Here is a 22,276-nt window from a genome sequence, read left to right as displayed (position 1 = left end):
GCCCATCACAACGCCTGCCAGCCACCCCCAAGCGCCTTGTACAGCGCAATGCTCGCCTGCAACCGCGACAGTCTCAGTTGTACATTCAGGTCTTGCGCCGCATACAGCGTGCGTTGGGTTTCCAGCACCGTCAGCAAGTCCTCGGCCCCGGCCTGGTAGCGGCTCTGGGCGATGTTGAACGCGGTCTGTGCCTGGGCCAGTTCCTCGCCTTGCCACTGGCGTTGTTCGTCGAGGCCGCGAATGCTGTTCAGCGCTTTTTCGACATCGGCGAAGCCATCGACGATGCTGGCGCGATAATTCTCCAGCAGTTCCTGTTGCCGGGCGCTGGCCTTGTCGCGCTCGGCACCGAGCCGGCCGTTGTTGAAGATCGGCGCGACCAGCCCGGCGGTGAGGTTGTAGAACGGGCTGCGCAGGACATCGGCGGCCGTGTTGGCACCGGAGCCGAAGTTGGCGCTGAGGGTTACCGCGGGCAGCATGGCGGCGCGGGCCACGCGCACGTCGGCCTGGGCGGCAGCCAGTTGTGCTTCGGCGCGGGCAATGTCCGGACGACGACTGAGCAGGTCACTGGGGACGCCGCTGTCAATCGTCGGCCACTGCAGGCGTTCGAACGTCTCCTGCAGCGGGGCCAGATCCTGCACCGGACGGCCGAGCAGGGCGGCGAGGCTGATGCGTGCGTCCATGGCCTGTTGTTGCACCGTCGGCAATTGCCGTTGCTGCGCCGCCACCAGGCTTTTCTGTTGCGCCAGCTCCAGGGCTGTGGCCGAGCCGGAATCGAAGCGCGTCTGCACCAGGTTCAAGACTCGCTGGGCATTGGCCAGGTTGAGTTCGGCAATGCGCCGTTGCTCATGCAGCGACAGGGTCTGCGCGTAGCGGCTGGCCACGCCGCTGAGCAAGGTCAGTTCCACCGTGGCCTGATCGAACTCACTGGCCTGCAAACCGAACCGGGCGCTGTCGCGGGCTGCGCGCTTGCCACCCCAGAAGTCGATTTCATAACTGGCGGTGAGGCTGGCGTCGAAGTAGTCCACGGCCTTGTTGTCGCTGTCGGCGTCGAGCTGGTTATAGCCGTTGCCGCGCAGCAGCTTCTGGCGATTGGCATTCGCCGCGGCCTTCAGGTCCGGCAACTGCGAAGCGCCGGCAATCACGGTGCCTGCCTGGGCCTGACGCACCCGGGCCACGGCGGCGGCCAGGTCGAAACTGCCGGCCCGGGCCTGTTCGATCAGGCGGTCCAGTTCCGGGCTGCCGAAGCGGGTCCACCATTGCGCGTTGCTGCGAGCCGCGTCTTTCGTGTGGGGCGACTGCCACTCGGCAGGCGGAGCCAGGCCGCTGTCCGGGCGCGGGGCGTTACTGCCGCAGGCGCTGAGCATCAGGCACAAGGTCAACAGGCTGAGACGCGGTTTCATGGCGAGATCATTCACTGGTAAGGGCCGTGACCGGGTCGAGCCGGGCAGCTTTGCGGGCCGGCATGAAGCCGAAGACAACACCGGTGACCAGGGCGCAGGCAAACGCCCCGAGCACCGCCATCACGGAAAAGGCCACGGCGACTTTGCCGAGGATCAGCACGCCACCGACGATCAGCGCCAGGGCGATGCCCGCGAGGCCGCCGACCACCGACAGCATCACCGCTTCGGTGAGGAACTGGCGCAGGATGTCGCGCTGACGGGCGCCGGTGGCCATGCGGATGCCGATCTCGCGGGTGCGTTCGCGCACGGTCATGAGCATGATGTTCATCACGCCGATCCCGCCCACCAGCAGCGAGATCGCGGCAATCGAGCCGAGCATCAGCGACAGGGTGTTTTGCGTGCGCGCCTCGGCCTGGATCATCGCGGCGTTGTTGGTCAGTTCGAAATCCTTCTTGCCGTTGTGCAGGCGCAACATCAATTGTTCGATGGCCATTTCGGTCTCCTTGACCTTGCGCGCATCGGCAGCGGCGATGGCGACGTATTCCGGGTCATGGGTGCCGAACAGGCGGACGCTGGCCGCCGAGTAGGGCACGGCAATACGGTCGTCGCTGTCGGAGTCGCCGGAACTGGCGCCTTTTTCCGCGAGCACGCCCACCACCTGGAACGGCACGTTTTCAATCAGGATGTACTGGCCAATGGGATTGGCGACATCCTTGAGCAGCTTGTTGCGGACCTTGTGGCCAATCACCGCGACGGCGGCGGCGTTCTGTTCATCAGCCTCGGTGAAGTAACTGCCTTCGACCACGGGCCAGTTGAAGATGGCCGGGAAGTTGGTGTCATTGCCGCCGACGTAGCTCATGTGGTCGAGGTTGCCGAAGCGCACGCCGGCTTCGGAGCCGTTGACTGGCATGATGCGCATCACTTGCGGCAGGCTGGCCAGGGCCGCGACGTTATCGAGGGTGACGATGCCCGGCGGCGTGCGCGGGTTGGGCGTCGAGCCGCTGAGGTAAATGATGTTCGAACCGAAGGCCCCCATTTGCGCCATCACCTGGCGCTTGCTGCCTTCACCGACCGCCAGCATCACCACCACCGAGGCCACGCCGATGATGATCCCCAGGAGCGTCAGCGCGGTGCGAAACTTGTTGATCCACATCACCCGCCACGCCGCGTGCACGGCATCCACCAGTTCGCCTTTCCACGCCCCGGTGGCTTCGGCGCCTTCGCTGAGACGCTTGCGCAGATCCACTGCCTGCAGGGCGCCGGGGTTGGCTGATGCCTGCACCAGCGGGTTGTCGAGGGCGCTGTCGCTGATGATCAACCCGTCGCGAATCTCGATGATGCGTTTGGCCCGCGCCGCGACTTCGCGGTCGTGGGTGATCAGGATCACCACGTGGCCCTGGCTGGCCAGTTCGTCGAGCAGGTTCATGACCTCGGCGCCGCTGTGGCTGTCGAGGGCGCCGGTGGGTTCGTCGGCGAGAATGATGTGCCCGCCGTTCATCAGCGCCCGGGCGATCGACACCCGTTGCTGCTGGCCGCCGGACAACTGGTGCGGGCGGTTGCCGGTGCGCGAGGCCAGGCCGAGCCGGTCGAGCAGGGCGGCGGCGCGGGCGTGGCGTTCGGCGGCCGGCAAGCCGGCGTAGATCGCCGGCATCTCGACGTTTTCCTGGGCCGAGCCGGACGGAATCAGGTGGTAGCCCTGGAACACGAAGCCGAACGCCTCGCGCCGCAGCCAGGCCAGCTCGTCGCTGTCGAGCCCGGCGACGTTTTCCCCGGCAAACCGGTATTCGCCGGAGGTCGGGCGGTCGAGGCAACCGAGGATGTTCATCAGCGTCGACTTGCCGGAGCCGGAGGCACCTACGATCGCCACGAATTCGCCGGCATGGATCGACAGGTCGATGCCGCGCAGCACGTGAACCTGCGGGGAATCACCGCCGCCGTAGGCCTTGCGGATGTCCTGCAGTTCGATCAGGGGCGTCTGCATTCAGCCGCCACTCCCGTCGGCAGGGCCGATCAACAGGTGATCGCCTTCCTCGAGGCCGTCGAGGATCTGCACTTTCAGGCGGTCGCTGATGCCGGTGCGCACCTTGCGTTGCTGGATTTCACCGTTTTTGGCGACCACCGTGGCGGTCTGGGTGTCGGGCTGCGCGCTGCCCTGCAATGCCGCGATGGGCGCGGTGAGGACGTTTTTCGCCTGATTGGAGACGAAGAACACCTGGGTGGTCATTTCCGCCATCAGCGCGTTGTCGGCGTTATCCACATCCAGCAGCACGGTGTAGAGCACCACGCGCCCGGACCCGCTTTTGCTCGAACTGGCCGGGCTGCCGCCGCCCTGGCTGGTCTGATCCAGCGGCTTGGGCGGGATCGGCAGGATTTGCCGTACGGTGCTGCTCCAGCGCCGCTGGCCGCCACTGAGGGTGGTGAACCAGGCGGTCATGCCCGGTTTGACGTGGCCGATGTCGGCCTCCGAGACCTCGGCCCAGACGGTCATCGGTGAAAGCTTGGCGATGCGCAGGATCAGCGGTGTCTGCTGCTGGGCATTGAGGGTCTGGCCTTCCCGGGCATCGAGGGCGACCACCGTGCCACTCATGGGCGCGTAGATGCGGGTGTAGCCAAGTTCGGCCTGGTCGCTGCGCAGACTGGCCTGGGCCTGGCGGATCTGCGCCTGAAACATGTCGATGCGTGCCTGGGTGGTGCGCAGCTCCGCCTGGGCGGTCTGCACGTCTTCGTCACGGGTCGCGCCACCGGCGGCGAGGTGCTGCTGGCGTTTGTGTTTCTGTTGCGCCAGGTCGTGCAGCGCCCGTTGCTCCTGAAGCTGAGCCTTGAGGTTATCGATGGAAAAGCGTCCGGCGTCGAGTTTGGCCTGTTGCGTGGACGGGTCGATCTCCACCAGCAATTGGCCTTCCTTGACCACGTCGCCGACTTCCACGTGGATCTTCTGGATCTGTCCGGATGCCTGGGCGCCGACGTCGACATAGCGTCGCGGTTGCAGGGTGCCCAGGGCGGTGACGCTGCTTTCGATGTCGCCACGGGCGACTTGCACCGTGGCGTATTGATCACGCCCCGGCGGCAGCACCTGCCAGGCCGAAACGGCGATGATCGGGATCAGGCAGAGGGCGACAAGCAGGGCGCGTCGGGCGTGACGGGGACGTTTCATGCAGGGTTCCGGCCAATGGATTCGGCCCGTCATTCAGGTGGCGCTCACAAAGGGCGCCAGGCGAACGCTGTCGGTGGGCCGACAGAAACGGGGAGCTGTCCTGTAAACGATGGACTCGCGAAGGAATTTAACCTTTGAAACACAGCGTTACAGCTGTGTAGGAAAGTACTATTTATGCAGCAAATTCAAACAGCACTTTAAATCTATATGAGAATTACTATAAATTACACACTCGAAATTGCCACCATCGTGCCACCGTCCATCTGGCGGTCGCGGATCTGGCTCAAGGACAGACGTCGCACGCGTGCGGCCGGGAGTCATGGTTGGAAAACTACTATCGCGAGCTGGTGTGTTTCCTGAACGCCAAGCTGGGCAACCGCCAGGTCGCCGAAGATGTGGTGCATGACGCTTATCTGCGGGTTCTGGAGCGTTCCAGCGACACGCCGATCGAGCAACCCCGGGCTTTCCTTTATCGCACCGCGCTCAATCTGGTCATCGACGACCACCGGCGCAATGCCCTGCGCCAGGTCGAATCCCTGGACGTGCTCGACAACGAAGAGCGCTATTTCATCCCATCCCCCCTGAACAGCCTCGACCACGGCCAGCGCCTCGAGATGCTCCAGCGCGCGCTCGACGAATTGCCGGCGCCATGCCGCGAGAGCTTCCTGCTGCGCAAGCTCGACGGCCTGTCGCATCCGGAAATCGCCGAACGCCTGGGGATTTCCCGGGCGCTGGTGGAGAAGCACATCGTCAACGCGATGAAGCACTGCCGCGTGCAGATGCGTCGGTGGGACGCTCACTGATCGTCGCCAACAGCCGGCACGTTCGCTTAAATTTTATTTCACTGTCCTCGTTCCCTATCAACAGACGACCTGCTGTCCTGCTCCAGGCTGCTCAGGTCATTGAGGTTTACTCCCCGCGGTTGAGCGGTTCATCCAGAGGACACTGGAAATGACACAGGCAATTGCATCGCCCATCGTTCACGACCTGATCGGTGTGGGCTTCGGCCCTTCGAACCTGGCGCTGGCCATCGCGCTGCAAGAGCGCGCATCGAGCCAGGGTGAGCTGGATGTGCTGTTTCTCGACAAGCAGGCCAACTATCGCTGGCACGGCAACACCCTGGTCACCCAGAGCGAGTTGCAGATTTCCTTCCTCAAGGACCTGGTGACCCTGCGCAACCCGACCAGCCCTTACTCCTTCGTCAATTACCTCAAGCAGCACGGTCGCCTGGTGGACTTCATCAACCTGGGCACCTTCTACCCGTGCCGCATGGAGTACAACGACTACCTGTGCTGGGTGGCGGGGCAGTTCGCCGCGCAGAGCCGCTACGGTGAGGAGGTGCTGACCATCGAGCCGGTGCTGCACAACCAGCAGGTCGAAGCGCTGCGCGTGATCTCGCGTGACAGCCAGGGCCAGCAACACGTGCGCACCGCCCGTTCGGTGGTGGTGAGTGCCGGTGGCACACCGCGCATTCCCGAGGCCTTCAAGGCGCTGAAGGATGACGGGCGGGTGTTCCACCACTCGCAGTACCTGGCCGGGATTGCCGGGCAACCGTGCGTGAACAACCAGCCGATGAGCATTGCGATCATCGGTGGCGGGCAGAGTGCCGCAGAAGCCTTCATCGATTTGAACGACAGCTTCCCCTCGGTCCAGGTGGACATGATCCTGCGGGGTTCGGCGCTGAAACCGGCGGATGACAGCCCGTTCGTCAACGAGGTGTTCTCGCCGGAATTCACCGACCTGATCTACCAGCAGAAAAGCAGTGAACGTGAGCGCCTGGTCAACGAGTATCACAACACCAATTATTCGGTGGTGGACCTTGACCTGATCGAACGCATCTACGGCATTTTCTACCGTCAGAAAGTCTCGGGCATTGCCCGGCACGCCTTCCGCACCCTGACCACCATCGAAAAAGCCACCGCCACCGGGCACGGCATCGAACTGGTGGTGCGCAACAACGCCACCGGCGAAGTCTCGGCCCGGCAATACGACGCCGTGGTGCTGGCCACCGGTTACGAACGGCAGATGCACCGCAAGCTGCTGGCGCCGCTGGAAGAATACCTGGGTGAGTTCGAGGTGGATCGCCACTACAAGCTGATCACCGACGAGCGCTGCAAGGCCGGCCTTTACATGCAGGGCTTCTGCCAGGCAAGCCATGGCCTGAGCGATACCTTGCTGTCGATCCTGCCGATCCGCGCGGATGAAATCGCCGGTTCGCTGTATGAGCATGGCAAGCATCGCGGGCATGGCCGCTCGGTGGCGGACTTGTTGCTGGCGACTGCCAGCTGACAGCATCGGTGCCTGGCAGGCCGCCTTCGCTGGCAAGCCAGCTCCCACAGGGATCTTCAGTGAACACAGATTGTGTGTCAGACAGAGGAACCTGTGGGAGCGGGCTTGCCCGCGAAGACGGTCGCACTGGCACGACACAACGCCGAATCCTGAACCCTCCCTGAAGAACTCCGAAGTTCCCCCAGCTCACGCCGATTCTGCGTTTACTCTCCAAAAACCGGGGCGTAAGCTTCGCGCGTTTTCATCAATAGCGGAGACCCACAGTGGGTACTTGTTCGAGTGACAGTAGTCGGCCGGTTTCGATAACCGGCAACTTCCCGGCAAGATAACGCACTGCCTTTCGTGCCGTTGTCTCGCCGTAAAAGCGAGCAGCGGCTTCCCGATTCCTGGCCGGTCCCGGTCGGATTCCCGACGTCCTCTCATCGACGCTGAACCATGCGTGATGTTCGACTGCCAGTCGTCATCGCGGCGCACCGACACGCCTGCTCGAAGGTTTCCCGGCTGACCCTGGGGGAACTGCCATGAACCTGAACCTGCTCAAGGAATTCTTCGCCGGATTTCTGCGCACCCGCCACATCGCCCGCCACTTCCGGCGTCTGGCGCTGCTGGACAACTTCACCGACACCACGGTCAGCCGCGAAGTGCCGCCGACCCTGGCACAAACGCTGGTGAGCGCCGCCCGCTGTGACACCGGCGCACTGCTGGCGCAACTCGGCAGCCACCGCGACGGCCTGAGCGAGGCCGAATCCACGGCACTGCGCGAGCAATTTGGCCTCAACGAAGTCGAGCACGAGCAACCGCTGCCGTGGTGGGTTCACCTGTGGCACTGCTACCGCAATCCGTTCAACCTGCTGCTGACCGTGCTCTCGGTGATTTCCTGGCTGACCGAAGACATGAAAGCCGCTGTGGTGATTTTTTCGATGGTGGTGCTCTCGACCCTGTTGCGCTTCTGGCAGGAAAGCAAATCCAACCAGGCCGCCGATGCGCTCAAGGCGATGGTCAGCAACACGGCCACGGTGATGCGCCGCGATGCACCGCGCAGTGAAGTGCCGATCAAGCGGCTGGTGCCGGGCGACCTCATCGTGCTGTCGGCCGGTGACATGATTCCCGCCGACTGTCGGGTGCTCAACGCCAAGGACCTGTTCGTCAGTCAGGCGGCCATGACCGGTGAATCCATGCCCGTGGAAAAATTCCCGCGCCAGCAGGACCGGGACACCCGCAATCCGCTGGACCTCGACAACATTCTGTTCATGGGCACCAACGTGGTGTCCGGCACCGCGATTGCGCTGATCCTGACAACCGGCAACAGCACCTATTTCGGCGCCCTGGCCCAGCGGGTCGGGGCCACTGACCGCGCGCCGACGTCTTTCCAGACCGGGGTCAACAACATCAGTTGGCTGCTGATTCGCTTCATGTTCGTCATGGCACCGCTGGTGCTGTTCATCAACGGCTTCACCAAGGGCGACTGGACCGAAGCGCTGCTGTTCGCATTGTCGATTGCCGTGGGCCTGACCCCGGAAATGCTGCCGATGATCGTCACCTCGACCCTGGCCAAAGGCGCCGTGTTCCTGTCGCGCAAGAAGGTCATCGTCAAGCGCCTGGACGCGATCCAGAATTTCGGTGCCATGGACGTGCTGTGCACCGACAAGACCGGCACCCTGACCCAGGACAGGATTTTTCTGGCGCGCCATGTCGATGTCTGGGGCAACGACAGCGATGACGTGCTGGAAATGGCCTACCTCAACAGTTACTACCAGACCGGTTTGAAAAACCTGCTGGATGTGGCGGTGCTCGAGCACGTCGAGGTCCACCGGCAACTGAAGGTCGGCACGGCGTTTCGCAAGGTCGACGAAATCCCGTTCGACTTTACCCGCCGGCGCATGTCGGTGGTGGTCGCCGAGCGTGATCATTCACACCTGCTGATCTGCAAGGGGGCGGTGGAAGAAGTGCTGGCGGTGTGCACCCGGGTTCGCCATGGCGTGGTCGACGAAGCACTGGAGGACGGCCTGCTGGCGCGGATTCGCCAGGTCACCGCCCACTTCAATGCCGAGGGCCTGCGCGTGGTGGCCGTGGCTGCCCGGCCCATGATCGAGGGGCGCGACACCTATGGCCTGGCGGATGAGCAGGCGCTGACGCTGATCGGCTACGTGGCGTTTCTCGATCCGCCGAAGGAAAGCACCGCGCCGGCCTTGAAGGCGTTGGCTGCGCATGGCGTGGCGGTGAAAGTGCTGACCGGTGACAACGAGCTGGTGACCGCGAAGATCTGCCGCGAAGTCGGTCTGGATCAGCAAGGCTTGCTGCTGGGCAACGACATCGAACGCATCAGCGACGCCGAACTGGCCGTGGTGGTGGAGACCACCAACGTCTTCGCCCGATTGACCCCGAGCCACAAGGAACGCATCGTCCGGCTGCTCAAGGGCAACGGGCATGTGGTCGGGTTCATGGGGGACGGCATCAACGACGCCCCGGCGCTACGCACGGCGGATATTGGCATATCGGTGGACAGCGCCGTGGACATCGCCAAGGAGGCGGCGGACATCATCCTCCTGGAAAAAAGCCTGATGGTGCTGGAGGAGGGCGTGCTGGAAGGGCGCCGTACCTTCGCCAACATGCTCAAGTACATCAAGATGACCGCGAGCTCGAACTTCGGCAACGTGTTTTCGGTGCTGGTGGCGAGCGCGTTCATCCCGTTCCTGCCGATGCTGCCGATGCACCTGCTGGTGCAGAACCTGCTCTACGACATTTCGCAGATCGCCATTCCCTTCGATCACGTCGACGAGGACATGCTCAAGCAGCCGCAGCGCTGGCAACCGGCGGATGTCGGGCGTTTCATGCTGTTCTTCGGGCCGATCAGCTCGATCTTCGACATCGGCACCTTTGCCCTGATGTGGTACGTGTTCGACGCCAACACGCCGGACCACCAGACCCTGTTCCAGTCCGGCTGGTTCGTGGTCGGGCTGCTGACCCAGACGCTGATCGTGCACATGATCCGCACGCCGAAAATTCCCTTCCTGCAAAGTCGCGCGGCCATGCCGCTGATGGTGATGACCGGGATCATCATGGCCGTGGGCATTTTCCTGCCAATGGGCCCGCTGGCGCACTACTTCAAATTACAGGCGCTGCCGTCGCTGTACTTCGTTTTCCTGCCGGTGATTCTGCTGGCGTACATGGCGCTGACCCAGGCGGTGAAAGGTTTTTACATTCGCCGGTTCGGCTGGCAATAGGCGTTGGGTACGGATCCTACTTGCTTGCGCGCAAGCAGGATCCGCAGCCTCACAGGTCACACTCGAGGAGATACCTCGAATTTAGGAATAGTCCTACAGAAAGCTCGACGGCTCTTCCGTAGCCTTGCGACCCTCCGAATCTGAAAGCCTTCTGGTGGTCCCGGTTGTCGAACAAAGCGTTACGTATCCTGATTGCCGACGAGCAACATTTTCAACGCATGAGAATCGAGCGTTTGTTCAACCAGCTCGATTACTACCGCGTGGTGCCCGTGCACAACCTGGCGGAATTGCTGACCCTGGTCGATTACGGGGGCGTGCCCTTCGATCTGGTGGTCATCAACGCCTCGATGGCTGAAGGCGAGTTGAACCTGTACGACTTTTTTCTCGATCACCCACAGGTTCATCACGTCCTGATCTATGACGCTGACGTCGCGCGATTGCCCGCGGTGTCCGCCGATGGGCAGCAAAGGATCCAGGTGATCCAGGCATCCATGCCCGAACTGCCGTTCCTAGAACGGTCGATGGCGATCATCGAGTCACGCCAACCGTTCGTCGGCACTGTCATTTCTGTCAGCTAGTCTTGCGCGCCGCGACATGCAAAAGTCATCGCGCAGCTACTGCGTCTAACCCGGGTCCGACCCCGGGCATTCCTCGCCCGGTCGTCGTGTATTTGCACAGGGAGTTGCCATGAAGTCAGCGTTGATAGCGGACGATCATCCGGTGGTTCGCGCTGCTGTGAAAATCCTGCTCAAACAGGAAGGGTTCAACCAGATTTGCGAGGTTTCCACCGGCAACGAGGTACTGCCCGCCTTGCGTGAGCATCACCTCGACCTGGTGATCCTGGACCTGGCGTTGCCAGGACTGGACGGGCTGGATGTGCTGGCCAGAATCCAGGCCAGTGACGTGCGCTGTCGGGTCGTGGTCTTCACCGGCCAGGAGGCCCGTTTCTATCAGGAACGATGCATGCGTGCCGGTGCCGTGGCGTATGTGTCCAAGACCAATGATCTGCAGCATTTGCACAAGGCGGTCCACGCGGTCAGGTCCGGCTACTCCTACTTCATCCAGCTGGAGACGAGTTCGGTCTCGATGAGTGCACTGCAGCGCAGCGAAACGGAAATGATCGACAAGCTCTCCGACCGCGAGCTGACGATCTTCCAGTACCTGGCGCGCGGGATGGGCAACAAGGAGATTGCCGAAATCATGAACCTGAGCCATAAGACGGTCAGTACCTACAAAACCCGTCTGGTGGAAAAACTCAACGTGGAATCCAAGGTTCACCTGAGGGATTTCGCCAAGCGTAATCAACTGATCTGAATGAAGACTTTTCGACGACCCGGTTGCCTGGTCGCCCTCATCCTGGTGGCTGGCTTCTGGGCATCCAGTGCTGAGGCTCAGCCGCAGACCCTCACATTGCTGGGGCGCTCGAACGTCGATGGTTACGACGTCACGCTGTCGGAGAGCGATTCGACCTGGCTGCGGGACAAGGGCCGATTGGTGCTCGCGGTCACGGCGCCGGATTACCCGCCCTTCGACATCACCACCACCGGTACCGACTACGAGGGCTTGACTGCAGATTACGCCGGTTTGCTCCAGCAATTGCTGCACGTGGAGATCGAGGTTCACCGCTACGCGTCACGGGACGAGGCGGTACGCGCGATCAAGGACGGCGCGGCTGACCTGCTGGGGACGGCCAACCGGTATGAGACGCAGGACCCGCAGTTACGCAAATCCAGCGCCTATGCCGACGATCAGCCGGTGTTGGTGACGCGCACCGATTCGCCACTGCCCCTGGACCCGGAACTGGCCGGCAAGCGCCTGGCGATGTTGTATCACTATCTGCCCGAGCAGCAGGTGCGGGCGTTCTATCCCAAGGCGAACGTGCAACTGTTTCCTTCGACGCTGGGCGCCGTGGGGGCGGTCGCCTTCGGCCAATCGGACGTGTTCATGGGCGATGCCATCAGCGCCCATTACCTGATCAGCAAAAATTACCTCAACAATGTTCAGCTGGCGGATTTTTCCCCCATGGAGCCGGGGCGCTTCGCGTTCGCGATGGCCAGCGGCAGCGGCCAGTTGCAACGCATCGTCAACCAGGCGCTGGCCGCGGTCCCGACCAATGAACGGATCAATATCCTGCGTCGGTGGGGGGCCAGCGGATCGTCCATCGCCGGTACCCAGGCGTTGCAATTCAGTGTGGCCGAACAACGCTGGCTCGATCAGCATCCGCGCCTGAAAGTGGCGATCAACGGAAATCTCATGCCGATCTCCTTTATCGACAGTGAAGGCAAGTACCGCGGCATCAGCATCGATGTGTTGGCAAAAATCAGCGTGCGCACCGGCTTGAAGTTTGATTTTCAGCCGGTGCAATCCGTGGCGCAAATGCTCGAGGGCATCAAGAGCGGGCAGATCGACGTGGTGGCGGGGGTCAGCCCGAGCATCGAGCGCGAAACCGAGCTGCGTTTCACCCGGCCGTTCCTGACCAGCCCGAATGTGCTGGTGACCCGGGTCGGTCCCGACAGCCCCAGGACACTGGACGACATGGCGGGCAAGACGCTGGCGGTGACCCAGGGCAACAGTGCCGGTGAGTTCACCCGCCAGCATTTCCCGCAGGTCGAGCTGGTCAATGCACCGTTGACCGCCGATGGCATGGAGATGGTTGCTCAGGGCAAGACCGACGGCGCGATCAACTCGTTGATCGGGGCGCGGATCATGATTTCGCGACAGTACCGTGACCGTCTGCAAGTGACCAGTACGGTCGGCACCGATCCGGCCCGCAGCACCCTGGCCACCGCGCGCGATGCGGTGGAGCTGCACTCGATCCTGGACAAGGCCCTGCTCAGCATCGCCCCGGAAGAAATCGATGAAATGACCGGTTACTGGCGCAACGACCTGATGGTCGAACAGAGCTTCTGGCTGCGTCACCGTCAGGGCATCCTCCAGGCCTTTGTCGCCGCTGGGGGCTTGCTGTTGCTGGCGCTGGCCTGGATCGCCTGGCAGCGCCGGCAGATCCGCCTGCGTCAGCAACTGCTCAGCCAATTGCAGGAAGCCAAGGATGCGGCGGACGATGCCAACCGCGCCAAGACTACGTTCCTGGCTACCATGAGCCATGAAATCCGCACACCGATGAATGCCCTGCTGGGCATGCTCGAGCTGGCGCTCAAGCGTGCGGATGACGGCATCACCGACCGTGGTGCCATCGAAGTGGCGTCGAATGCCGGGCAACAGTTGCTGGCGTTGATCGGTGACATTCTGGACATTGCGCGCATCGAGTCCGGGCATTTGTCCCTGACTCCGGAACGCGCCAACCTGCGTGCGCTGGTGACCTCGGTGTGTCGGGTGTTCGAGGGGTTGGCGCGGCAGAAGAACCTGGAGTGGCGGGTCGATCTGGACGAGCACAGCGACTGCGATGTGTTGATCGATCCCACCCGCTTCAAGCAGGTGCTGTCCAATCTGCTGAGCAACGCGATCAAGTTCACCCACGAGGGCGAAGTGAGCCTGACCTTGCGGGTCGAGCCGCAAGTGTCGGGGTATCTGGCGATCCATCTGCGCCTCGAGGACACCGGTGTCGGAATCAGCGCGTTCGACCAGCAGCGCCTGTTCAGCCCCTTCGTCCAGGCCGGCAACAGCCGGCAGTCTGACCGGCAGGGTTCCGGGCTGGGGTTGGTGATCAGCCGGACCCTGTGTGAAATGATGGGGGGCCGGCTGCAACTCGACAGTGACATGGGCCGGGGAACGCGGATCGACGTCAGTCTCGAGTTGCCGATCTTGAAACCCGACGCGAGCAATCCGGTGCCCGAGACCCCGGCCCCTGCGCAAACCCGTGCCTTGACGATTCTGGTGGTCGACGATTACCCGGCGAACCGGCTGTTGATGACCCGGCAATTGAATTACCTCGGGCACCGCGTCACGGCGGCGGAGGATGGCCGACAAGGTTTCGAGAAGTGGTGCGAGGCGGATTTCGATGTGCTGATCACCGACTGCAATATGCCGGTGCTCAGCGGCTATGAGTTGGCGCAGGCGATCCGCGAAAAAGAGCGCGCGCAGGGACTGCCGCCGACCCTGATCCTGGGGTTTACCGCCAATGCGCAACCCGAGGAAAAAACCCGTTGCCTGGAGGCGGGCATGGACGACTGCCTGTTCAAACCGATCCGCCTGGCCGACCTGAGCGCCTGGCTGGCGGCGAAATTTTCCGGGGAACCCGTGGTGGTGCCTGCCGAGCCACCCCCAACCGGGTCCGAGTTCGACTTGAGCGGCCTGCAACAGTACGTCGGTGAGGACCATGAACTGATCGAGCAGTTGTTGCGAGACCTGCTGCTGAGCAACCGGTCCGATCGGGAGGAATTGCTCAAGGCACATGCCTCGGGCGATGAATCGGGCCTGTGCACGCTTGCCCATCGTATCAAGGGCGGAGCGCTGATGGTCAGGGCATCGTCCCTGATCGAGTGCTGCGAGGCACTGGAGCGTGCCTGCGGCGATGGTCGTGCTGAACGGATCGACGACGCCGTCGATCAGTTGCAGCAGGCCATGGCGCGGCTGGACCAACAGCTTTCCCAGGGCTGAAGCCGGGATTTCAGGCGCCGTTGATGGTGGCCGTGCGGGCCGAATCGCGAGCAGGCTCGCTCCCACAGCGATTTGAGTCGTCCACGAAATCTGTGCCCAGCCCAGGACCTGTGGGAGCGAGCCTGCTCGCGATGGCGGGGGGCCAGGCGCCGTGTGTTTCGGGATTTTCGCTGGCTTACTGGCGCGCCTCGAGAATCATGCAGGTGGTCGAACCCGTGGCATACAAGCGCCCATCCACGTCATAGATCCGTCCCTCGGCCAGTGCCGTCGAGCGTCCCAGGTGCACGATCTTGCCTTCGGCCCGCACCGGCCCACTGGCGCCCGTCAGCGCGCGCACATAGCTGATGCGCAGATCCAGTGTAGTGTAGCCCTGGCCCTTTTTCAGCTGTGTGTGGATCGCGCAACCCATGCACGAGTCCAGCAGGGTCGCGGCGTAACCACCATGCACGCTGCCCAGTGGGTTGTAGTGCCGCGAATCCGGTGTGCCCTGGAAGACGAACAGCCCGGCCGACCATTGGATCGGGATGAAATCCATCAGCGTGCCAATAGGCGGGGAGGGCAGTTCGCCGTTGCCGATGCCGTCGAAGAATTCGCTGGGCGACAACGCGCTGACCTCGGCCAGCGACAGGCTGCCGGGCTCTGCCAGGCGCGCGCGCATGGCGTCCTCCTCGGCGATCCATTGCGCCAGGGTGGTTTCGCGGGTCGGGTTTTGCATGAGCATGTCCTCGGGCGGATAACGATATTATGGTTGTAATTTCGTTTAATATTATGCCCGAAATAAAATCAATGTCAGCCCCGTGTATCGTCCAGCATCGTCCTCCATGTGGAACGCTCAAGCTTGTTTTTGCCGTCTAGCGCTCCAAAGGGTTCAGTTTTAAGCTTTCTCCATCGGGTCACACCACAGATTTGGAGACTTCATGAAAAACCTCATCGGCGTTTACACCAGCCCACGAACCCATTGGGTCGGTGACGGCTTTCCGGTTCGCACGCTGTTTTCCTACGACAACCTGGCTAAGCACATCAGCCCGTTTTTGCTGCTGGACCACGCCGGCCCTGCGCAATTCTTACCGACCACTGAACGTCGCGGTGTAGGCCAACACCCGCACCGCGGTTTCGAGACGGTGACCATCGTCTACGAAGGCGAGGTGGAGCACCGCGATTCCACGGGCAGTGGCGGCAAGATCGGTCCCGGTGATGTGCAGTGGATGACGGCGGCGTCGGGGATTCTCCACGAAGAGTTCCATTCCGAAGCCTTCGCCAGATCCGGCGGCGCCCTGGAAATGGTCCAGCTGTGGGTCAACCTGCCGGCGAAGGACAAGATGGCCGACCCGGGTTACCAGACGATTCTCGACAGCGACATTGCGAACATCCCGCTCAAGGACCAGGCCGGCAGCCTGCGCCTGATCGCCGGGGAATTCGAGGGGCGTACCGGTCCGGCGCGAACCTTCACCCCGATCGATGTCTGGGATATGCGCCTCAATGGCGGCAAGTTGCTGACCCTCGACCTGCACGAAGGCCGCAACACTGCGTTGGTGGTGCTGCGCGGTACGGTTCAGGTCAACGGCCAGGAGCTGGTGCGGGAAGGGCAACTGGCGTTGTTCGAACGCGCGGGTCAGCAGCTCAGCCTGGAAGCCAACAACGACGCTGTCGTGCTGCTGCTCAGCGGCGAACCGATCGACGAGCCCATCGTCGGCCACGGTCCGTTCGTGATGAACAGCGAGGAGGAGATCCACCAGGCGTTCGCTGATTTCCACTCGGGGCGCTTCGGGCAGATGAGCGCTTGAAGCACGGGCGCCATCCAGCCCCTCGAACAGGCTTTTTTGTATTGCTCCCGGACCGGTAATTGCTCCTACACTGTGCCCATCCGTATCCGGCTGGAGCTGTTCGATGCTGTCATTGCTCACCAATCACCCGTTGATCTGCGCGCTGATCCTGATCCTGATCGACTTGGGGTTATGGCGCCTGATCAGCGCCAATGGCAGCAACTGGAAGCTGGTGGTGCGGCTGCTGATTTTTTCGCTGTTCAGCATCCTGCTGTTCAACGAAGGGTTGAACCCGCTGGAGCCTGCGCCCTGGGCCGACAACGTACCGCTGCACCTGGCGGCGACCGGTTTGCAGATCGGCTGGTGGCTGTTCGGTGCGCGCACGCTGACGGTGCTGATCGGGGCGGGGATGATGCAGCGGGTGGGGCACACCGGGCGCCTGCTGCAGGACCTGCTCGGCGCGGTGATTTTCCTGATCGCGATCATTGCCGCACTGGCCTACGTGCTGGACTTGCCGGTAAAAGGCGTGCTGGCGACCTCCGGCGCATTGGCGATCATCGTCGGCCTGGCCTTGCAAAGCACCCTCAGCGACGTGTTCTCGGGGATTGTGCTCAACACCACCAAACCCTATCAACTGGATGACTGGATCTCCATCGACGGCACCGAAGGCCGAGTCACCGACATCGACTGGCGCGCCACGCGCCTGCAAACGTCCCAGGGCAGCATGGCAGTCATCCCCAACTCGCTGGCGGCCAAGGCCAAGATCATCAATTTCAGCCGACCGAGCGATATGTTCGGCGTGTCGATCAGCCTGCAGCTCAGCCCGCATGCCCGTCCACAGACGGTGATCGATGCGCTGGAACGGGCGGTGGAGGGCTGCCGTCATCTGTTGAGCAAGCCGGCGCCCAGCGTCGCGCTCAAAGGTTCGAGCGCCACCGGCGTGGAATACGAAATCAGTGGTTTCGTGGTGTCGATGGACCAGAAGCGCATGGTGCGCAATCTGCTGTTCGACCTGGCGTTCCGGCACTTGCAGGCATCGGGCGTGAGCCTGTTGTCGAGTGTCGAGTCGAATGCGCCGGCGAATCTGTCACGGCCACGGGCGTTGCTGGAAAGCTCGGCGATTTTCTCCACCCTGCGCCAGGAGGAAAAGGAAACCTTCAGTCAGCACATGACCCTGCAGACCTTCCGTGCCGGGGAAACGATTCTGCCGGCCGGGGAGGTCAGCGACCATTTGTTCATCGTCGAATCCGGCGTGGTGACGGTGGCGCTGAGCCGTGCCGGGGTCAAGTTCGAGTCCGGGCGCATGGGGCCGGGCGAGGTGATCGGCGAGGGCGGCATCCTGTCGGACACTTCGCTGCCCGCCGAATTCAGCGCCAAGACAGCCTGCAGTCTGTACCGGATCGAGAAGGATTATCTCAAGCCTTGCCTGGAAGCGCGGCATGACATTGGCGAGGCGATGAAGGCGCTGCTCGATTATCGCTTGCACCGGGCGCAGACGTTGACCGAGGAAGTGCCGAAGGTGGCGCCGAAGAGAGGGTTCTTGCAGTGGTTGCGCAACCGCGCCTGAGGCTCGGGTGGATGGCCGTTGCGCGGTTCGTCGCAGGCCCGGAGCAAATCCGCTCCCACGGTTGACCCTGTTCCATTGATGAGACCGGGTCGAATGTGGATGCGGGCCTGCTCCGGGCGGCGTGCCGACGAAGAGGGCAAACGGCGCGCTGCGAATCAGAAATCCAGCGTCGCCGACACCTTCAATGTCCGCGGCGTGCCCTGCGTCAGGTAACCCCCATACGCCGATGCCCAATACGCCTTGTTCGCCACGTTCTCCAGGTTGGCGCGCAGGGTGATTTCCTTGTCGTCGAGCTTGAACGCGTAACGCGAGCCCAGATCGAAGCGGTTCCACGTCGGAATGCTCTGGGTGTTGGCGGCATTCAGGTATTGCCCGCCGGTGCGCAACATCCGCGCGCTGACGGCTGCGCCTTCGATGCCCGGCACATCCCAGTCGGCACCCAGGTTGAACTGGAAGCGTGGCACGCCGACCGCGCGGTTGCCGTCGTTGACGCCGTTGGTGCTGCCTTCGATTTCGGTCTTCATCAGGGTGGCGCCGCTCAGCAGACGCAGGCCGTCCAGGGGTTCGCCGTAAAGGTTCAGCTCAACGCCCTTGTTTTCCTGCTGACCGTCGACCCGGAAGATCCCGCCCTGGGTGTAGCTCGAAGGCTGTTCGATGCGATACACGCCCAGGCTGGCACCGTAGCTGTCCATGTCCAGGCGCACGCCGGCTTCGATCTGTTTGCTGCGCACCGGGGCGAAGGTTTCGTCGCGGTTGATCGCGGTGGTCGGCGGCGTCGGGCCCTTGGCCAGGCCTTCGATGCGGTTGGCGTAGAACGAAACGTGTTCCCACGGTTTGATCACCAGGCCGTAGACCGGAGTGGTGATCGATTCTTCGTAGCTTGAGGTGCGCGCGCCGCTGGCGGTGTTCCAGCCGTCGACGTTCATCGTCTGCTTGCGCACGCCGAGGGTCAGTAAGACACGATCGTCGAGCAAGCCCAGGGTGTCGGACACCGCAGCGCTGCGCAGGGTGTTCTTGCCGACGATGCGCGGATCGGAGATGTCGCTGGCAAAGGATGTCGGGCGTGGACGCGGCTTGTCGGTGACATCGTAGAGGTTGCTGTCGTAGCGCGAGGCGGCGCCGATGGTTTCGAACGCGGAGCGCTGCTGGCCCCAGATGCCCGCCAGGCCGAAGTTCAATTGATGGCTGACCGGCCCGGTGTTGAAGTGGCCATTGAGGCCGGCCATCAGGCTTTTGTTGTCTTCGTCGTGGGGCGAGTAGAGCATGCCGCCCTTGGCGTTGCCGTTGAGATTGGTGACGGTCAACGACGAATACACGCCATTCTCCCGGGTGTGTTTGGCGCCACCGGAGACATAGGCGGTCCAGTTGTCGCTGAGGTCGTACTCGGCGCGGGCCATGCCGAAGGTGTCTTCCAGCTGTGAATAGCTCCAGCTCTGCGCGTAACTGGCATTGGCGTGCGGCACCTTGGGCGCCTTGCTCAGGGCCGAATCGACGTAGATCACCGAGCGTCCCTGGTTGATTACCTGTTTCTGGTAGCCCAGGTCCGCCGACAGGCGCAGGCGATCACCGCGATAGTCCAGGCCGAGGCTGATCAGCGACGAGCGTCGGTCTTCGTCATCGACGGCGGTGTCACCTTCGCGTTGCATCAGGTTGACTCGCGCACCGAACCGGTTGTCTTCGCCAAAGCGCTGGCCCAGGTCCAGGTGCCCGCCGACCTGGCCATCGCTGCTGTGTTCGAGGGTGATGCTGCGGGTCGGCACATCCTGGGCGCGTTTGGGTTGCAGGTTGACGCCGCCGCCGATCCCGCTGCCACTGGGGGTGACGCCGTTGACGAAAGCGTTCGGGCCCTTGAACAGGTCGACCCGCTCCAGTGCCTCGGTGGCGACGATCTGCCGGGGCAGGATGCCGTACAAGCCGTTGTAGGAAATGTCGTCAGACACCAGCGGCAAACCGCGAATCATGAACACCTGGGAGAAGTTGCCGAAACCGGAGGACTGGCGCACCGAAGCATCGTTGAGCAACACGTCGCCGACGGTCTGGGCCTGCTGGTCTGCAATGGTCTTGGCGGTGTAGCTGGTGACGCTGAAGGGCAGGTCTTTCAAGGCCTGACTGCCTAAGATGCCGACCTGCGCCACCTTGGCAACCTGGCCACCGCCGTAGGTCTCGGTGTTGTCGTCGCGCAGGGCACTGACGTTGGTTGCCCCCAGTTCCAGTGCGCCATCGGCGGACACTCGCGGCGCCACGGTGTAGCCGTTGCCGCCGGTGCTGATCAGTTCGAAACCACTGCCTTCCAGCAATTGCGCGAAGCCCGCTTGCGCGCTGTAGTTGCCTTGCAATCCCGGGCTCTGGCGATTGCCCAGTTGTGCCGGATCGAACGACAGCGGCACCCCGACCGCCACGGCAAATTGCGCCAGGGCATGGCTGAGCAGGCCCGGTGCGATGTTGACGTTGCGGGCGGTGCTTTCACTGACGCTGTCGGCAGCCTGGCTGCTGACGGGCACCAACAGGGTAAAGGCCAGGGCAACGCTCAGGCTCAGGGCCTTGAGCGGGAATTCGGCGGGGCGGTGCAGCAGCGTTGAAGTCATTCGGCGTTCCTGTCGAGCGCGTGGAATTGAAGAGGTCTGATCCACACACCGAACGAAACGCAAAAAGGTATCAGGGGGCAGGGAAAAAATTTCAGCAGGCGGTCAGGCCCGGGGTTCGACCGACATCCAGTAGCGGGTCAGGCTGCTGATTCGCAGTGGCAGCGTATCGCTGAGCAGGCGCAGGCTGGCGTCGGTATCGCTCAGGGAAAACGCCCCCGACACCCGCAGCCCCGCGACATCGGCATGGCAGCGCAGGATGCCGGGACGGTAGCGGCTCAACTCACCGAGCAATTCGTCCAGGCGCATGTTGTTGGCCAACAACATGCCTTTGTCCCAGGCCAGGGAACTGGTGTCGAAGCGTTCCACCGGGTCGAACCGGTCGGCTTTGAACGATTGGCGCTCTCCGGCCTTGAGGGTCGTGCCTTGTGACAGCAACAGTGGGGTGACTTCCACCTGCCCCTCGAGCACGGACACCTGGCTGAGCGAGTCGTGGGTGCGCACGCAGAAGCGCGTCCCCAGTGCGCGGGCAATGGCTTGCGGGGTTTCAACGATAAACGGCCGCGCCTGGTCGTCCCTGGCGGTACTGATCAACACTTCGCCATCCAGCAGTGTGATGCGCCGTTCCCGCGGGCTGAAGGCAATGTTCACGGCACTTTGCGTGTTGAGCAACAACTGGCTGCCGTCGGGCAATTGCAACTGTTTCTGCTCGCCGACGGCGGTGCGCTGATCGGGGTTCCATTGTTGCCACGGCACATGTTGCGCGGCGATGCCCACGGGGCCGGCCATGAGCAACAGGCCCAGGCGCGTCAGGGTCTGGCGGCGGCTGAGGCCATCCTTGCGCGCCGCCCGTTGCAGGGTCTGCAGGGCGAGGTTGGGCGGCACGCTGCGAAATTCCCCGAGCAGCGCTTCGGCCCGCAGCCATGCCTGGGCATGCTCGGCGCTGCGGTTGCGCCACTGGGCAATGGCCTGATGGTCGGACGGCGTGGCGGATCCCGAGTGCAACTGCACCAGCCAGTCGGCGGCTTCGCCGATGATTTGCGGATTGATCATCGGGTTCATCAGGCGACACTCAGGCAGGCAATGAAGGCGGCGCGCATGTGCCGTTTCACGGTGATCAGCGACACGCCGAGGCGCTCGGCGATCTGGCCGTACGTCAGGCCTTCGATCTGTGACAGCAGGAAGGTGTCGCGGGTGACCGCCGGCAATTCGCGCAGCAGCGCTTCGATCCGCGTCAGGGTTTCGAGAATCAGCAGGCGGGTTTCCGGCGAAGGCACCTCGCACGCGGGCAGTTGAGCGATGGTGTCCAGGTAGGCACGCTCAAGGTCCTGGCGCCGCCAGCGGTCGATCACCAGGCCTTTGGCGATATGGGTCAGCAGCGCCCGCGGTTCGCTGCCCAGGGGTTTGATGACCTGACGGGTCAGCAGGCGCAGGAAGGTGTCGTGGGCCAGGTCGGCCGCATCGCAGCGGTTTCCGAGTTTTCGATGCAGCCATCCCTGCAGCCAACCGTGATGTTCGCTGTAGAGGGTGTGGATTTGCTGGTTCGAAGGGTGGTCGGTCGACGACATGGGGAGCAGGTACTCGATTCGGGCGCCCTGGCCTGACTGCAATTAAGAATTGATCGCATTCTAGTGGCGCGGACCGACCGCTGGCAATCAGCCCGGCGTACTTTTATTTTTTCGCAGGCGCAATGGCCTCCTCGACTTCTGGAATATTGGTTATTTGTCTCGCCGGTGCACG

General features: G+C 62.9%; 15 protein-coding genes. 8 read left to right on the top strand and 7 right to left on the bottom strand.

Features of this window, described 5'->3' with window-relative positions:
• Nucleotides 1-5 precede the first annotated feature (5 nt).
• From ACM6IM_RS18190 to ACM6IM_RS18180, 3 genes are read right to left on the bottom strand one after another with little or no spacing between them, the layout of a single operon-like run.
• Nucleotides 6-1,400, bottom strand: coding sequence for an efflux transporter outer membrane subunit (locus ACM6IM_RS18190; protein ID WP_414865903.1), 1,395 nt, complete (start codon nucleotides 1,398-1,400; stop codon nucleotides 6-8).
• Between the two features lie 7 nt (nucleotides 1,401-1,407).
• Nucleotides 1,408-3,381 carry a MacB family efflux pump subunit gene (locus tag ACM6IM_RS18185; protein ID WP_414865902.1) on the bottom strand — a complete coding sequence of 658 codons (1,974 nt, stop codon included), beginning with the start codon at nucleotides 3,379-3,381 and terminating at the stop codon, nucleotides 1,408-1,410.
• Nucleotides 3,382-4,554 carry an efflux RND transporter periplasmic adaptor subunit gene (locus ACM6IM_RS18180; protein WP_414865901.1) on the bottom strand — a complete coding sequence of 391 codons (1,173 nt, stop codon included), beginning with the start codon at nucleotides 4,552-4,554 and terminating at the stop codon, nucleotides 3,382-3,384.
• Nucleotides 4,555-4,877: 323 nt separating this feature from the next.
• On the opposite strand from ACM6IM_RS18180, the gene ACM6IM_RS18175 reads away from it, so the two are divergent.
• From ACM6IM_RS18175 to ACM6IM_RS18150, 6 genes are all read left to right on the top strand, one after another.
• Nucleotides 4,878-5,357, top strand: coding sequence for a sigma-70 family RNA polymerase sigma factor (locus ACM6IM_RS18175; protein ID WP_414865900.1), 480 nt, complete (start codon nucleotides 4,878-4,880; stop codon nucleotides 5,355-5,357).
• Nucleotides 5,358-5,505: 148 nt separating this feature from the next.
• The gene (locus ACM6IM_RS18170) at nucleotides 5,506-6,843 is read left to right on the top strand and encodes a lysine N(6)-hydroxylase/L-ornithine N(5)-oxygenase family protein (protein WP_414865899.1); all 1,338 of its coding nucleotides are present in this window, start codon (nucleotides 5,506-5,508) and stop codon (nucleotides 6,841-6,843) included.
• Nucleotides 6,844-7,364: 521 nt separating this feature from the next.
• Nucleotides 7,365-10,067: a magnesium-translocating P-type ATPase gene (gene mgtA, locus ACM6IM_RS18165; protein ID WP_414865898.1), complete on the top strand. Its 2,703-nt coding sequence runs from the start codon at nucleotides 7,365-7,367 to the stop codon at nucleotides 10,065-10,067.
• Nucleotides 10,068-10,231: 164 nt separating this feature from the next.
• Nucleotides 10,232-10,645, top strand: coding sequence for a response regulator (locus ACM6IM_RS18160; RefSeq protein WP_414865897.1), 414 nt, complete (start codon nucleotides 10,232-10,234; stop codon nucleotides 10,643-10,645).
• Between the two features lie 109 nt (nucleotides 10,646-10,754).
• The gene (locus tag ACM6IM_RS18155; protein ID WP_192304771.1) at nucleotides 10,755-11,381 is read left to right on the top strand and encodes a response regulator transcription factor; all 627 of its coding nucleotides are present in this window, start codon (nucleotides 10,755-10,757) and stop codon (nucleotides 11,379-11,381) included.
• Nucleotides 11,382-14,624, top strand: a complete 3,243-nt coding sequence (locus tag ACM6IM_RS18150; RefSeq protein WP_414865896.1) for a transporter substrate-binding domain-containing protein — start codon at nucleotides 11,382-11,384, stop codon at nucleotides 14,622-14,624. It abuts the gene before it with no gap.
• 175 nt (nucleotides 14,625-14,799) lie between these two features.
• On the opposite strand, the gene ACM6IM_RS18145 is transcribed toward ACM6IM_RS18150, so the two are convergent.
• Nucleotides 14,800-15,339, bottom strand: coding sequence for a PaaI family thioesterase (locus ACM6IM_RS18145; RefSeq protein WP_192304769.1), 540 nt, complete (start codon nucleotides 15,337-15,339; stop codon nucleotides 14,800-14,802).
• 202 nt (nucleotides 15,340-15,541) lie between these two features.
• Here ACM6IM_RS18145 and ACM6IM_RS18140 point away from each other — a divergent pair, with 202 nt between their 5' ends.
• Complete coding sequence (locus ACM6IM_RS18140) at nucleotides 15,542-16,408, top strand: pirin family protein (RefSeq protein ID WP_414865895.1); 867 nt, start codon at nucleotides 15,542-15,544, stop codon at nucleotides 16,406-16,408.
• Nucleotides 16,409-16,511: 103 nt separating this feature from the next.
• Nucleotides 16,512-17,954: a mechanosensitive ion channel domain-containing protein gene (locus ACM6IM_RS18135; RefSeq protein ID WP_192304765.1), complete on the top strand. Its 1,443-nt coding sequence runs from the start codon at nucleotides 16,512-16,514 to the stop codon at nucleotides 17,952-17,954.
• Between the two features lie 155 nt (nucleotides 17,955-18,109).
• Here ACM6IM_RS18135 and ACM6IM_RS18130 read toward each other — a convergent pair whose 3' ends face one another.
• From ACM6IM_RS18130 to ACM6IM_RS18120, 3 genes are all read right to left on the bottom strand, one after another.
• A complete protein-coding gene (locus ACM6IM_RS18130) occupies nucleotides 18,110-20,539 on the bottom strand; it encodes a TonB-dependent siderophore receptor (protein ID WP_414865894.1) in 2,430 nt (809 codons plus the stop codon).
• A 102-nt stretch (nucleotides 20,540-20,641) separates the two neighbouring features.
• Nucleotides 20,642-21,598: a FecR domain-containing protein gene (locus ACM6IM_RS18125; RefSeq protein WP_414865893.1), complete on the bottom strand. Its 957-nt coding sequence runs from the start codon at nucleotides 21,596-21,598 to the stop codon at nucleotides 20,642-20,644.
• Nucleotides 21,598-22,104, bottom strand: coding sequence for a sigma-70 family RNA polymerase sigma factor (locus ACM6IM_RS18120; RefSeq protein WP_414865892.1), 507 nt, complete (start codon nucleotides 22,102-22,104; stop codon nucleotides 21,598-21,600). The genes ACM6IM_RS18125 and ACM6IM_RS18120 overlap by 1 nt, the downstream gene beginning before the upstream one ends.
• Nucleotides 22,105-22,276: the final 172 nt, after the last annotated feature.

This window comes from Pseudomonas sp. IT-P12 (assembly GCF_949767465.1).
In the GTDB taxonomy this organism is placed as follows: domain Bacteria; phylum Pseudomonadota; class Gammaproteobacteria; order Pseudomonadales; family Pseudomonadaceae; genus Aquipseudomonas.
The sequence above is the reverse complement of the archived record's forward strand: the minus strand, read 5'-3'. Positions and strand labels throughout refer to the sequence as shown.